Genomic DNA, 12910 nt, shown 5'->3' on the forward strand with positions numbered 1-12910 from the left:
CTCCAGAGATGTCATTGTCGAGTCACTGCCTGGGTGCCAGACAGACAGAAAGAAGCCCCTGACGTCAGCAACGAAAGAGGCTTCTCGTACTTCAGCAGCATGTCGGCGAAAGTGAACTACCTCGTTCCAAAGATCTTGTCTCCCGCGTCGCCCAGTCCCGGCACGATATAGCCATTCTCGTCGAGCCGCTCGTCCACCGCCGCGGTATAGATCTCCACCTCGGGGTGGGCCTGCTGCACGCGACGAATGCCTTCCGGTGCCGCGACCAGCACGATCACCTTCATCGACTGGCAACCGCGTTCCTTGAGCTTGTCCAGGGTGGCGACCATGGAGCCGCCGGTCGCCAGCATCGGGTCGATGACGATCGCCATACGCTCCTCGAGGTCGTTGGCGAACTTCTCGAAATAGGCCACCGGCTCGAGGGTCTCCTCGTTGCGATACAACCCCACCACGCTGATACGCGCGCTGGGCAGCAGGTCGGTGACGCCGTCGAGCATGCCCAGCCCCGCCCGCAGGATCGGCACGATGGTCACCTTCTTGCCCTTGAGGTGTTCGACCGCGATCGACTCGCCATTCCAGCCCTGGATCGTCGTCGGCTCGACTTCCAGATCCTGGGTGGCCTCGTAGGTCAGGAGCTTGGCGACCTCACCGGCCAGCTCGCGAAAGCTCTTGGTGCTGATATCGGCGGCGCGCATGAGGCCTAGCTTGTGCTTGACCAGCGGATGATCGATGGCATGAACGCTCATGTCACGGTTCCCTTGCGATGATGGAGGGGCTTCGGGCTGACCCGAAAAATTGCCGGCAATTCTACCGCGCCAGGGCGTCGGGGTTAAGGGTTGTCACATGGCCGGCGAACGCGGCGCAGGACGACGCGTCCGATTCCCGGTGTCACTGGGCGCTGGCCGGCAGTTGCCAATCGATGGCGCCGCGGCCATGCGCCTCGAGAAAGGCATTGGCCCGGGAAAAGTGGTGCTGGCCGAAGAAGCCGCGATGCGCCGAGAGCGGCGAGGGGTGCGGGGCATGCAGGACGAGATGCTTGTCGCGATCGACGAAGTCGGCCTTCCTCTGGGCATAGCTGCCCCACAGCAGGAACACCACGTGATCGCACTGCGCGTCGACGACCTGGATGGCGCGATCGGTGAAGCGCTCCCAGCCCTGATTGCGATGCGCCCCCGCGTTGCCCTGCTCGACGGTGAGCACGCTGTTGAGCAGCAGCACGCCCTGGCGCGCCCAGCTTTCCAGGAAGCCATGAGCCACCGGAGTGACGCCGACGTCCTCGGCCAGCTCCTTGTAGATGTTCTGCAACGATGGGGGTGTCGGCACCCCGGGGCGTACCGAGAAGCACAAGCCATGGGCCTGGTTCGGGCCATGGTAAGGATCCTGCCCCAGGATCACCACGCGTACCCGGTCGAGGGGCGTGAGCTCGAAGGCGCGAAACCAGTTCGACGAGTGCGGATAGACGACCTTGCGCGCTTCCTTCTCCCGGGACAGGAAGTCACGCAAGGCCTGCATGTAGGGGGCATCGAACTCTTCGCCAAGATGGCGATTCCAGCTCTCGGGCAACGGCGCATCGGACATTGAACGCTTCCTTAAACCGAATCGTGCCAGCCGGGTGAGAAGGCTAGGGTTGCTGGCTGCCTTTCATCTGGTCGACCAGGGGCTCCACATAGGCGACCCCCATGTCCCAGGGAAACTGGATCCAGCAGTCCTGAGCCACTTCGGTCAGGCACTGATCGACCAGCGGACGCCCCTCCGGCTTGGCATAGACCGTGACGAAGTGGGCCTTGGGCAGCATGTCGCGAACGGCCCGGGCGGTCTTGCCGGTGTCGACCAGGTCGTCGATCAGCAGCCAGCCGTCGCCGTCGTGATCGACGCCCTTCATGACATGGAGACCGCCCTGGTCCATGTGGTCGTAGCTCTTGATGCAGACGGTGTCGATCAGGCGCACATCGAGCTCGCGAGCGATCAGGGCCGCGGGAATCAGACCGCCCCGGGTGATGGCCACGATACCCTTGAAGTCGCGTTCGACGAGCTGGTGGCAAAGCGCCCGCACGTCGCGATGAAGCTGATCCCAGGAAACGGTGAAGTGTTGCTGATAGCGATTGGCGCTCATAGTCGGATCACTCGTTCTCCAGGAAGGTGCACACGGCGAATACGCCGTGGCCCGCCTCCTGTATCTTTTGCGAGCCGCCCAGCTCGGGAAGATCGATGATGGTGGCGGTTTCCACGACCTGGCCACCGCTACGCTGGATCAGTTTCGCCGCCGCCAGCATGGTGCCGCCGGTGGCGATCAGGTCGTCCATCACCAGGATGCGATCGTTGGCGCGAAACGCGTCGGAGTGCAGCTCCACGGCGGACTCGCCATACTCCAGCGTATAGGTTTCGCTGATGGTCTTGAACGGTAGCTTGCCCTTCTTGCGGACCGGCACGAAGCTGCACCCCAGCTCGTAGGCGACCGGGGCACCGATGATGAATCCGCGGGCATCGATCGCGGCGATGGCGTCCAGCTCCGAGTCCTGATAACGATGCACGAAACTGTCGATCAGCTTGCGAAACGCCGATCGATTCTGCAACACCGGCGTGATGTCCCGGAAATTGACCCCCGGCTGTGGCCAGTCGGGCACGGTGCGAATCACGGACTTGATGTAGTCGCCATAGATGCTCATGGGTTGCCTCAGTCAAGGAACAGGAATTTCAGCGCGAAGAGAACGGCCAGAACGGCCACCGCCGGGCTGACCTCCCGATAGCGGCCCGACAGCAGCTTGATGCCGGCATAGCTGATGAACCCGAGCGCGATCCCGTTGGCGATCGAATAGGTCAGCGGCATGCTCAGCGCGGCGACCAGCACCGGGGCGGCCTCGGTCACGTCCTCCCAGTCGGCGCGGGCCAGGCTGCCGCACATCAGTACCGCCACGTAGAGCAGGGCCCCGGCGGTGGCATAGACGGGGATCGAGCCCGCCAGCGGGGCGAAGAAGAGGCTGATCAGGAACAGCATGGCGACGACCACGGCGGTCAGACCGGTACGCCCGCCGGCGGTGATGCCCGAGGCGCTCTCGATGTAGCTGGTGGTCGAGGACGTTCCCAGCAAGGCGCCACTCATGGTCGCCGTGCTGTCCGCCATCAACGCCTTGTTGAGGCGTGGCAGCTTGCCCTCCTTGTCGAGCAGACCGCCACGCTGGGCGACGCCGATCAGGGTCCCGGCGGTATCGAACAGGTCGACGAACAGGAAGGCGAAGATCACGCTGATCATGCTGATGTTCAGGGCACCGGCGATGTCGAGTTGCAGGAATACCGGTGCGACGGACGGCGGCAGCGACATGATGCCGCCGAACTCGCTGTGCCCCAGCAGGACGGCGACGATGGTGACCCCCAGGATCCCGATCATGACCGCACCGATCACCCGCAGATAGGAAAGCGCCGCGATCACGAAAAAGCCTGCCAGGGTATACAGCGCGGCGGGCTCGGAAAGGTCGCCGATGGTCAGCAAGGTTGCCGGATGATCGACCACGATGCCGGCGTTCTGCAGACCGATGAGCGCCAAAAACAGGCCGATACCCGCGGCGATACCCAGCCGCAGGGCCAATGGAATCGAATTGATGATCCACTCGCGGATACGGAAGATGCTGAGCAGAAAGAAGATCACGCCCGACAGGAACACCGCGCCCAACGCGGCCTCCCAGGTGTGGCCCATGCCCAGCACGACACTGAAGGTGAAGAAGGCGTTGAGCCCCATGCCGGGTGCCAGGGCGATGGGATAGTTGGCCCAGAGCCCCATGATCAGGCAGCCGATGGCGGCGGCCACGCAGGTGGCCACGAACACTGCGCCACTGTCCATGCCGGCCTGGGCCAGGATGCTGGGGTTGACGAAGATGATGTAGGCCATCGTCAGGAAGGTGGTGACGCCGGCAAGGATTTCGGTGCGTACCGAGGTGTGATGCTCGTCCAGCTTGAAGTAGTCGTTGAGATGTTTTTTCAGCATTGGCCCGGCCTTGCGTTTGTTTGTTGTGAGAACAAGTGTGGAGATGAAGGCCGCCTATGGTACCCAAAGGCAGATGGCGAGGCGAGATTACCGGGTATCGCGCGAGGCCAACACCCGTTCCACGGTCTCGACGATGGCCTGGGTCTGGGGGTCGATCTCGATATTGACCCACTCCCCCGTCCGGCGCTCGGACAGGGTGGTGCGCGCCAATGTCTCGGGAATCAGGTTGACGCAAAACCGCCGGCCCTGCACCTCGCCGATGGTCAGGCTGATGCCATCGATGCCGATATAGCCCTTCTCGAACAGGAAACGCGAATACGCCACCGGAAGCTCGAACCAGAGGCGCCTGTTGTTCGGTGCCTCGTCGATGTCGACCAGTTCGGCCATGCAGATCACGTGCCCGGACATCGCATGGCCACCGATCTCGTCGCCGAAGCGGGCCGCGCGCTCGATATTGACTCGATCCCCCACCTCGAGCACCCCCAGGTTGGTCAGACGCAGCGTCTCGCGCATCAGGTCGAAGCTGACGCGATCACCGTCGATGGCGGTCACGGTGAGACAACAGCCATTGTGGGCGACGGATGCCCCCAGCGTCAGACCCTCGCGCATCGCCCCGGGCAGGCTCAGCACATGGGTGCGAAACTCGCTTCTCTCGTCGATCGACACCAGCTCGGCCGTGCCCTGCACGATTCCAGTGAACATCCTGCGCCCCTTGCCCCACGTGGAGCCGCTAGTCTAGGGAAGATTCGCCACACGCGTCCATAGCACGATCCAAAAGCCCGCAAGGCGCCACGGGTCTCCCCCGAGACAGGGGTCGAGTCATTGACAGCGAGCGACGACCTTTCTACCATCTCGCGCACATCATACAGGCGCCGATTTGATCCCGGATTGCGGGCGCCGAAGCCATCGCGCCAGAAGATCGGCAGCGACGGCCTGGAAATGCAGCTAAAAGGGTGTGTCCAGCATTGATGGCCGCCCCCAGAGTCTGTGTCGGGGTGGCTCCACCGGCCTTCCGGATGTCGCGCCGAGACCGCTCCTTCCCGTCCGCACTGCTTGCATCATCGGTCAAACCATGCCACTGGGTGCCGCGTACCCGGCCCGGGCTCAAGAACGGCGTCGCGATTCGACCAGGACCAATGATCACACTCGAAAACGTTTCCAAGACCTATGGCAGCGGTGCCCAGGCGATTCACGCCTTGAAGCCGACCGACCTGCACGTTCCCCAAGGCGCAATTCATGGCGTGATCGGGCTCTCCGGTGCCGGCAAGTCGACCCTGATCCGTTGCGTCAACCTCCTCGAGCGCCCCAGCAGCGGGCGTGTCTTCGTCGACGGCCAGGAGCTCACGGCCCTCTCGCCCCAGGCGCTCAACCAGGCACGCCACCGTGTCGGCATGATCTTCCAGCACTTCAACCTGCTGTCGTCGCGCACGGTATTCGCCAATGTCGCCCTGCCGCTGGAGCTGATGGGCGTCCCTCGCCGCGAGATTCGCGAACGGGTGCAGCCCCTGCTCGACCTGACCGGCCTGACCGACAAGCACGACAAGTACCCGGCCGAGCTCTCCGGCGGCCAGAAGCAGCGCGTGGCGATCGCCCGCGCCCTGGCCAGCCGGCCCAAGGTGCTGCTCTGCGACGAGGCCACCTCGGCCCTGGACCCCCAGACCACCAGCTCGATTCTCGAGCTGCTCAAGGACATCAATCGCAAGCTGGGGCTGACTATCCTGCTGATCACCCACGAGATGGAGGTGGTCAAGTCGATCTGCCACCGCGTCGGATTGATCGCCGGCGGCGAGCTGGTCGAGGAAGCCGATGTCGGCGACTTCTTCACCGCACCCGAGACCCGCCTGGGACGCGACTTCCTCAATGCCTTTCTCGAGCTGGACCCTCCCCAGGCGCTGATCGATCGCATGCAGGCCAAGCCCGCTGAGCATACCCATCCGGTGGTGCGCCTCGCCTTCACCGGCGACTCGGTATCGATGCCGCTCATCTCGCGCCTGACCCGGGACTGCGGCATCGACGTCAGCATCCTCGAAGCCAAGGTCGAATCGATCCAGGACCGCACCCTGGGCCTGATGATCGCCGAACTGATCGGCCCCCCGGAGCGGGTCCAGGCGGCGCTCGACTATCTCGAAGATCACGACCTGAAAGTGGAGGTGCTTGGCCATGTCCAACGCGATGCTTGAACTGATTTTCAAGGCCACCCTCGACACCCTCTACATGGTCGGTCTGTCCGGCCTGGTGGCGGCGGCCCTTGGCGTGCCGCTCGGCGTGCTGCTCTATGTCACCCGCCCGGGCCAGATACTCGCCCGGCCCGTGACCAATCGTGCCCTGGGCATCGTCACCAACATCGGCCGCTCGATTCCCTTCATCATCCTGATGGTGGCGATCATCCCCTTCACGCGCCTGATCGTGGGCAGCTCGATTGGCACCAACGCGGCCATCGTGCCGCTGACCATCGCGGCGATTCCCTTCGTGGCACGTCTGGTGGAGGGGGCCCTCAACGAGATCTCTCCGGGGCTGATCGAGGCTGCCCAGTCCATGGGTGCCACACCGTACCAGATCATCGTCAAGGTGCTGATTCCCGAGGCACGGGGCGGCATCATCACCGGCCTGACCATCACCGTGGTCACCTTGATCAGCTACTCGGCCATGGCCGGCGCCGTGGGCGGCGGCGGCCTCGGCGATCTGGGCATTCGCTACGGCTACAACCGCTTCGACCCGATGGTGATGCTGATCACCGTGGTGATCCTGGTGGTCATGGTGCAGGGCTTTCAGAGCCTGGGGGATGCGCTGGTGCGTAAGGCCGACCACAAATGATTCACCGGATACTAAATGCCTGCACGGATGAATCACTTCGTTGCGCGGTACTCAAAAACTCGCCTAACACCCAGTTATGTCTCGTTTTTTGCGTTCCGTGCGCCTTGTCCTTCATTCCGTTCGGCAATTTAGTCATTGTTCCTTGAAAAGCATCTTTCGCTGATTCACGTAAGGAGAAATACCCATGACAGCTACCCTGGCACAACGCTTTCGCCCTGCTCAACTACTAGGCGCCGCCCTATTGGGTGCCACGCTGCTCGCCGGCTGCGGCGGCGGTGACGGTGACGACTCGAGCTCGATCAAGGTCGGCACCGTCGCCGGGCCGGAAACCGAGGTGATGCAGGTCGCCAAGCGCCTGGCCAAGGAGCGGCACGACCTCGAGGTCAAGATCGTCGAATTCACCGATTATGTCTCGCCCAACGCCGCGCTGGCCGACGGCAGCCTGGACGCCAACGCCTACCAGCACGAGCCCTACATGCGCAGCATGGTCGAGGACCGCGGTTACGACTTCGCCATTGCCGGGCGCACCTTCGTCTACCCGATCGGCGCCTATTCCGAGAAGTACGACAGCATCGAGAAGCTGCCCGACGGGGCCACCATCGCCCTGCCCAACGATCCCTCCAACGAGGGGCGTGCGCTGATCCTGATGCACAACGAAGGGCTGCTCGAGCTCGAGGACCCGACCAACCTCGAGGCGACCCCCATCGACATCGCCGAGAACCCGCGCGATTTCGAGTTCCGGGAGATCGAGGCGGCGCAGCTGCCGCGAGTCCTGCCGGATGTGGACATGGCCTTCATCAACAACACCTTCGCCCAGCCGGCCGGCCTGAGCCTGGACGACGCCCTGATCAAGGAAGGCCCGGAGTCGCCCTACGTCAACCTGATCGTGGTGCGCGAGGGCGACGAGGAACGCGAGGCGATCCAGCAACTGGTCGATGCCTACCAGAGCGAGGAGGTCAAGGAGAAGGCTCAGGAGTTGTTCAAGGGGGCCGCGGTCCCTGGTTGGCAGTGACGTGAGATGAGGGACTTGCCATGACGAACTATGAGCTGCTCGCCCGTCAGCTCGAGGCGTTGCTCGATACCCGAGACTGGCTGACCAATGCCGCCCAGACCTGCGCCTTCCTCATGCAGGAAGTGCCACGGCTCAACTGGGCCGGCTTCTATCTGCAACGGCAACCCGAAACGCTGAGCCTGGGACCGTTTCAGGGCAAGCCCGCCTGCAACCCCATCCCGTTCGACAAGGGCGTATGCGGTGACGCGGCGCGTAGCCGCGCGACCCAGCGCGTGGACGACGTCCACGCGGTTGCCGACCATATCGCCTGCGATGCTGCGTCGAGGGCCGAGCTGGTCGTGCCCATCATGGTCGCCGGGCACGTGTGGGGGGTGCTGGACCTGGACAGCCCCGTCGAGGGACGCTTCAGCGAGGAGGATCAGGCCGGCATCGAACGACTGGTGCGCATCTTCACCGACGCCACCGACCTGCGCGCCTGGTGAGTTTGCAAAAGCCCCGGGAACTCACTGGCCTGGCGACAATGCAAAACGCCCCGACGAAGACGGCTTCGTCGGGGCGTTTTCGAATCTGGTAGGACCAAGCGGATTTGAACCGCTGACCTCCACGATGTCAACGTGGCGCTCTAACCAACTGAGCTATGGTCCTTCGAGCAAGGGAGCGATGGTAGGACCGAGCGGATTTGAACCGCTGACCTCCACGATGTCAACGTGGCGCTCTAACCAACTGAGCTACGGTCCTATCTCGTGTTTGCCCCACTGCCACGGGGCGCCCTCGCGGAGCGATACGCGGCAACGGATGCGTATTTTACGCATGGCATCCTCGAATGCAAGATCGAATGCTGCACTTTTGTGCTACTGGCGTTTCACTCGCGCCACCGCATCCTGCCAGCCGGCATACAGGCGTTCACGCTCGCTCTCTTCCATCCTCGGCTCGAAGGTGCGTTCGCAGCGCCACAATCGGGAGATCTCGTCGAGATCGGCATACCAGCCGATTCGCAGCCCTGCCAGGTACGCTGCCCCCAGGGCAGTGGTCTCGAGGGTGATGGGCCGATCGACACGAATGCCCAGCATGTCGGCCAGAAACTGCATCACCCAATTGTTGCTGACCATGCCGCCATCCACCCGCAGCGCTCCGCTTGTCGCGGCGATGTCATCGTTCATGCAGTTCTGCAGATCCCGGGTCTGGTAGCAGACGGCCTGCAACCCGGCGGCGACGATCTCGGCGATGCCGGTATCCCGGGTCAGGCCGAAGATGGCGCCCCGGGCCATCGGGTCCCAGTGCGGCGCTCCCAGGCCGGTGAAGGCCGGCACCAGATAGACGCCATGACCACTGCGCGTCTGGGCCGCCAGCTGTTCCGTATCCGCGGCCTCGGCAAACAGCTTGAGCCCGTCCCGCAGCCACTGCACCGTCGCCCCGGCCACGAAGATGCTGCCCTCCATGGCATAGGTGGTCCTGCCGTTAAGCCGGTAGGCCACGGTCGTCAGCAAGCGGTTTCGCGAGACTTCGGCCTTGTCGCCGGTATTGAGGATCATGAAGCAGCCGGTGCCATAGGTGCTCTTGCCCATCCCCGGCTCGAAACACGCCTGGCCGACCAGCGCCGCCTGCTGGTCGCCGGCCACGCCGGCAATGGGCACGGCCTTGCCCAGCAGGTCTGACGCGGTCTCGCCGAAGTCGTCGCTGGAGTCGCGCACCTCCGGCAGCATTGCCGCGGGGACGCCAAACAGGGCGAGCAATTCCTCGTCCCAGGCCTGACGATGAATATTGAACAAGGCGGTGCGCGAGGCGTTGGTCGCATCGGTGGCGTGGACCTTGCCGCCGGTCAGCCGCCACAGGAGAAAGCTGTCGACCGTCCCGAACAGCAGTTCGCCGCGTTCGGCTCGCTCCCTAGCCCCCTCGACGTTGTCGAGCAGCCACTTGAGCTTGGTCGCCGAGAAGTAGGGGTCGATCAATAGCCCCGTGCGCTCGCGGATGAAATCGGTGTTCCCGGCGCTTTCCAATTCACGGCACAGATCGCTGGTACGACGATCCTGCCAGACAATGGCGTTATGAATGGGCTCGCCGCTCTGCCGGTCCCAGATCAGGGTCGTCTCTCGCTGATTGGTGATGCCGATGGCGGCAACCTGCCCGGCCTCGACCCCGGCCTCCTCGAGCACCCGACGACAGGTACGCAGCACCGATTCCCAGATGTCTTCCGGGTCGTGCTCCACCCATCCATCCTTGGGGAAATATTGCTTGAACTCCTCCTGAGCCATGCCGGCACTGCCACCCTGGCGATCGAAGAGAATGGCCCGAGAGCTGGTGGTGCCCTGATCGATGGAAAGCAGATAGGAGGTCATGGGCGCCATCCTTATGGTCGAGTAACGTGCATGTTCGTTTATGATAAAAAAGACTACGCACGTTTTCGATTAACAACAAACCGACGGCAAGGTTTCACTCTCATACCATAGTCTAGGCGGCGCGAGGCCAGGCCGGTGCATACCTGCTAAGATGGCGTTTTAGCGCCGGTTTCCGTCGAAAGCGGCAAGGTCGACAGCAGCTCCGGACAGATCGATGAACCAGCAGAAACGCCACGATGCCATCCTTTCCGTGCTCAAGCGCCAGGGCTATGCCTCGATCGAACAGCTGGTTCAGGACTTCAGCGTCACGCCCCAGACCATTCGCCGGGACCTCAACCTGCTGGCCAACGAGGGGCATCTGCGGCGCGTTCATGGCGGCGCTGGGCTGGAGTCGAGCACCGTCAATACCGCCTACCATACCCGCAAGACCCTCAACCTCGAGGCCAAGCAGCGCATTGCCCGGCAACTGGCCGCCCATATCCCGGATCACTCCTCGCTGTTCATCAACATAGGCACCACCAACGAGGTGATCGCCGAGGCGCTGCTGGGCCATCGCGGCCTCGAGGTCATCACCAACAACCTCAACGTGGCGGCCATTCTCCAGCACAAGGAGGACTTCAACGTCATCGTCGCCGGTGGCCAGGTGCGCTCCCGGGACGGCGGCATCATCGGCGAGGCGACCATCGACTTCATCAATCAGTTCAAGGTGGATTACGGTCTCATCGGCATCAGTGGCATCGACGAGGACGGCTCGTTGCTCGAATTCGACTATCAGGAGGTACGCGTCGCCCAGGCGATCATCGGCAACTCCCGCCAGGTCTTCCTGCTGGCGGACCATTCCAAGTTTCGCCGCAATGCCGTGGTTCGCCAGGGCAACATCTCCCAGATCGACGCCCTCTTCACGGACCGCGAGCCCCCCGAGAGCATTCTGCGCCTGATCGAGACCCACGACGTCGCCCTGCATGTCGCTGACGAGAAAGCGCCTTCCTGAACAGGGCCGCTTCCCTTCTTGGCGAACGAACGCCTTTCCCCGCTCCCCGAAGAACCGCGCCGGGTCGCCGTGGTCGCCCGCGCCCTTGATGTTCGTTTACGATTAATCTATGTTCGTATACGAACATTCCTTGCATTGCCGAACTCGCCTCCTCGGTGGGCCGGCATGTCCAGCGGAGCCGGCCATGGCCACAACGCAGCAACAGGAGCTTCTCGACCTTTTCGTCGTCGGCGGCGGCATCAACGGCGCGGGCATCGCCAACGACGCCGCTGGCCGCGGGCTCCAGGTCGGCCTGTGCGAACAGGCCGACCTGGCCCAGGCCACCTCCTCGGCGAGCAGCAAGCTGATTCACGGCGGGCTGCGCTATCTCGAGCATTACGAATTTCGCCTGGTGCGCGAGGCGCTGCGCGAACGCGAGGTGCTGCTGAAGAAGGCCCCGCACATCGTCTGGCCGCTGCGCTTCATCCTTCCCCACCAACCGCACCTGCGCCCGGCCTGGATGATCCGCTCCGGGCTGTTCCTCTATGATCACCTCGGCAAGCGCGATAGCCTGCCCGGTTCCCATGGCCTGCGATTCGACGACAGCAGCCCCCTGATGCCCGGGATAAGACGCGGCTTCGAATATTCCGACTGCTGGGTCGACGATGCGCGATTGGTGGTCCTGAACGCCATGCAGGCACGGGACAAGGGCGCCGAGATTCTGGTGCGCACCCGCTGCGTGGAGGCGCGGGAGGAACAGGGCCAATGGCATCTGACCCTGGAAGACACGCTCACTGGCGAGCGCTTCGAGCGCCGTGCCCGAGCCCTGGTCAATGCCGCCGGCCCCTGGGTAGAGAGCTTCATTCGCGGCCAGGCGAAGCGCCAGTCCCGCTATGGCATCCGCATGATCCAGGGGAGCCATATCGTCGTGCCGCGCCTCAATACCGACGAACGCGCCTACATCCTGCAGAACAAGGATGGACGCATCGTCTTCGTCCTGCCCTACGAGAACGACTTCAGCCTGCTCGGCACCACCGACGTGCGTTACCAGGGCGATCCTGCCGCGGTCAGCGTCAGCGACGACGAAATCGCCTACATCCTCGAGGTGGTCAATGCGCACTTCAAGGTTCAGCTTGCCGGCGACGATGTGGTGGCAAGCTTCTCCGGCGTGCGGCCATTGTGCGACGACGAGTCCGCGGACCCCTCGGCGATGACCCGGGACTACACCCTGGACCTGGATCGTCATGGCGCCCCCCTGCTGTCGGTGTTCGGCGGCAAGATCACCACCTATCGCCGGTTGGCCGAGGCCGCCCTACGCGATCTCGGATCGGTGCTTCCTGCCATGGGCGAGCCCTGGACCGCCACGGCGTTGCTGCCCGGCGGTGATATCGGCAGCCAAGCCGACTTCACTCGACGACTGCTGCACGACTACCCTTTCCTGGGCGAGAAGCGTGCCAGGCGTTTCGCCAGCAGTTACGGCAGCCTGAGCCTCGGGTTTCTCGAAGGCTGCCGCGCCTCCGAGGACCTGGGCGAGGAGTTCGGCGCCGGCCTGACCCGCCGCGAGGTCGATCATCTGATCGCCAACGAATGGGCGCGCGAGGCCGACGACATCCTGTGGCGGCGCACCAAGATGGCACTGCGCCTGGACGAGTCGCAACGTCGGCGCCTCGCGGACTACGTGCACTCCAGGACGAGCCAGCGGGCGGCATGACCCTTCTTCCCTGACATGCCAGGATCGAGATGCTTCGAGGGGGGATGAATGGCACCATGTCATTCAAGAACGTAACAACAACCCCGCT

13 protein-coding genes and 2 tRNA genes are annotated in these 12910 nt (G+C 63.6%); 6 read left to right on the forward strand and 9 right to left on the reverse strand.

All coding sequences use genetic code 11. From position 1 onward, the window contains the following. Positions 1-116 precede the first annotated feature (116 nt). From upp to BUA41_RS09410, 6 genes are all read right to left on the reverse strand, one after another. Positions 117-746 (reverse strand): uracil phosphoribosyltransferase, encoded by a 630-nt coding sequence (gene upp / locus BUA41_RS09385; protein WP_072822090.1) that lies wholly within the window; start codon positions 744-746, stop codon positions 117-119. A gap of 142 nt (positions 747-888) precedes the next feature. Next, a complete protein-coding gene (gene ung / locus BUA41_RS09390; RefSeq protein ID WP_072822093.1) occupies positions 889-1578 on the reverse strand; it encodes a uracil-DNA glycosylase in 690 nt (229 codons plus the stop codon). A gap of 43 nt (positions 1579-1621) precedes the next feature. Continuing rightward, a complete protein-coding gene (gpt, locus tag BUA41_RS09395) occupies positions 1622-2113 on the reverse strand; it encodes a xanthine phosphoribosyltransferase (protein ID WP_072822095.1) in 492 nt (163 codons plus the stop codon). Positions 2114-2120: 7 nt separating this feature from the next. Then, positions 2121-2666 (reverse strand): adenine phosphoribosyltransferase, encoded by a 546-nt coding sequence (locus BUA41_RS09400; protein WP_072822097.1) that lies wholly within the window; start codon positions 2664-2666, stop codon positions 2121-2123. An 8-nt stretch (positions 2667-2674) separates the two neighbouring features. Next, positions 2675-3979, reverse strand: coding sequence for an NCS2 family permease (locus tag BUA41_RS09405; protein ID WP_072822099.1), 1305 nt, complete (start codon positions 3977-3979; stop codon positions 2675-2677). A gap of 87 nt (positions 3980-4066) precedes the next feature. Beyond that, positions 4067-4681 carry a riboflavin synthase subunit alpha gene (locus BUA41_RS09410; protein WP_072822101.1) on the reverse strand — a complete coding sequence of 205 codons (615 nt, stop codon included), beginning with the start codon at positions 4679-4681 and terminating at the stop codon, positions 4067-4069. Between the two features lie 434 nt (positions 4682-5115). Between BUA41_RS09410 and BUA41_RS09415 the strand changes: the two genes are divergently transcribed. From BUA41_RS09415 to msrC, 4 genes are all read left to right on the forward strand, one after another. Beyond that, a complete protein-coding gene (locus BUA41_RS09415) occupies positions 5116-6159 on the forward strand; it encodes a methionine ABC transporter ATP-binding protein (protein WP_072822103.1) in 1044 nt (347 codons plus the stop codon). Then, on the forward strand, positions 6140-6793 hold the full coding sequence (locus BUA41_RS09420) for a methionine ABC transporter permease (protein WP_072822106.1): 654 nt from the start codon (positions 6140-6142) through the stop codon (positions 6791-6793). The genes BUA41_RS09415 and BUA41_RS09420 overlap by 20 nt, the downstream gene beginning before the upstream one ends. A 184-nt stretch (positions 6794-6977) precedes the next feature. Beyond that, the gene (locus BUA41_RS09425; RefSeq protein ID WP_072822108.1) at positions 6978-7805 is read left to right on the forward strand and encodes a MetQ/NlpA family ABC transporter substrate-binding protein; all 828 of its coding nucleotides are present in this window, start codon (positions 6978-6980) and stop codon (positions 7803-7805) included. A gap of 20 nt (positions 7806-7825) precedes the next feature. Further along, a complete protein-coding gene (msrC, locus tag BUA41_RS09430) occupies positions 7826-8287 on the forward strand; it encodes a free L-methionine (R)-S-oxide reductase MsrC (RefSeq protein WP_072822110.1) in 462 nt (153 codons plus the stop codon). A gap of 86 nt (positions 8288-8373) precedes the next feature. Here the strand turns inward: msrC and BUA41_RS09435 are convergent. The 3 genes from BUA41_RS09435 to glpK form a co-directional block, all read right to left on the reverse strand. After that, positions 8374-8450 (reverse strand) — tRNA-Val (locus BUA41_RS09435). 16 nt (positions 8451-8466) lie between these two features. Continuing rightward, positions 8467-8543, reverse strand: a tRNA-Val gene (locus tag BUA41_RS09440). A 113-nt stretch (positions 8544-8656) separates the two neighbouring features. Continuing rightward, a complete protein-coding gene (glpK, locus tag BUA41_RS09445; RefSeq protein WP_072822112.1) occupies positions 8657-10141 on the reverse strand; it encodes a glycerol kinase GlpK in 1485 nt (494 codons plus the stop codon). A gap of 214 nt (positions 10142-10355) precedes the next feature. On the opposite strand from glpK, the gene BUA41_RS09450 reads away from it, so the two are divergent. Together BUA41_RS09450 and glpD are read left to right on the forward strand one after the other, a co-directional pair. Continuing rightward, on the forward strand, positions 10356-11132 hold the full coding sequence (locus BUA41_RS09450; RefSeq protein ID WP_072822114.1) for a DeoR/GlpR family transcriptional regulator: 777 nt from the start codon (positions 10356-10358) through the stop codon (positions 11130-11132). A 184-nt stretch (positions 11133-11316) separates the two neighbouring features. Next, on the forward strand, positions 11317-12822 hold the full coding sequence (gene glpD, locus BUA41_RS09455) for a glycerol-3-phosphate dehydrogenase (protein WP_072822116.1): 1506 nt from the start codon (positions 11317-11319) through the stop codon (positions 12820-12822). The last annotated feature ends 88 nt before the right edge of the window (positions 12823-12910 follow it).

The organism is Modicisalibacter ilicicola DSM 19980, assembly GCF_900128925.1.
Classification (GTDB): domain Bacteria; phylum Pseudomonadota; class Gammaproteobacteria; order Pseudomonadales; family Halomonadaceae; genus Modicisalibacter; species Modicisalibacter ilicicola.

Bases quoted from the DNA above. Each gene is read 5' to 3' on its own strand.
- upp (WP_072822090.1), bottom strand. From the start codon at position 746: ATGAGCGTTCATGCCATCGATCATCCGCTGGTCAAGCACAAGCTAGGC.
- ung (WP_072822093.1), bottom strand. From the start codon at position 1,578: ATGTCCGATGCGCCGTTGCCCGAGAGCTGGAATCGCCATCTTGGCGAA.
- gpt (WP_072822095.1), bottom strand. From the start codon at position 2,113: ATGAGCGCCAATCGCTATCAGCAACACTTCACCGTTTCCTGGGATCAG.
- BUA41_RS09400 (WP_072822097.1), bottom strand. From the start codon at position 2,666: ATGAGCATCTATGGCGACTACATCAAGTCCGTGATTCGCACCGTGCCC.
- BUA41_RS09405 (WP_072822099.1), bottom strand. From the start codon at position 3,979: ATGCTGAAAAAACATCTCAACGACTACTTCAAGCTGGACGAGCATCAC.
- BUA41_RS09410 (WP_072822101.1), bottom strand. From the start codon at position 4,681: ATGTTCACTGGAATCGTGCAGGGCACGGCCGAGCTGGTGTCGATCGAC.
- BUA41_RS09415 (WP_072822103.1), top strand. From the start codon at position 5,116: ATGATCACACTCGAAAACGTTTCCAAGACCTATGGCAGCGGTGCCCAG.
- BUA41_RS09420 (WP_072822106.1), top strand. From the start codon at position 6,140: ATGTCCAACGCGATGCTTGAACTGATTTTCAAGGCCACCCTCGACACC.
- BUA41_RS09425 (WP_072822108.1), top strand. From the start codon at position 6,978: ATGACAGCTACCCTGGCACAACGCTTTCGCCCTGCTCAACTACTAGGC.
- msrC (WP_072822110.1), top strand. From the start codon at position 7,826: ATGACGAACTATGAGCTGCTCGCCCGTCAGCTCGAGGCGTTGCTCGAT.
- glpK (WP_072822112.1), bottom strand. From the start codon at position 10,141: ATGACCTCCTATCTGCTTTCCATCGATCAGGGCACCACCAGCTCTCGG.
- BUA41_RS09450 (WP_072822114.1), top strand. From the start codon at position 10,356: ATGAACCAGCAGAAACGCCACGATGCCATCCTTTCCGTGCTCAAGCGC.
- glpD (WP_072822116.1), top strand. From the start codon at position 11,317: ATGGCCACAACGCAGCAACAGGAGCTTCTCGACCTTTTCGTCGTCGGC.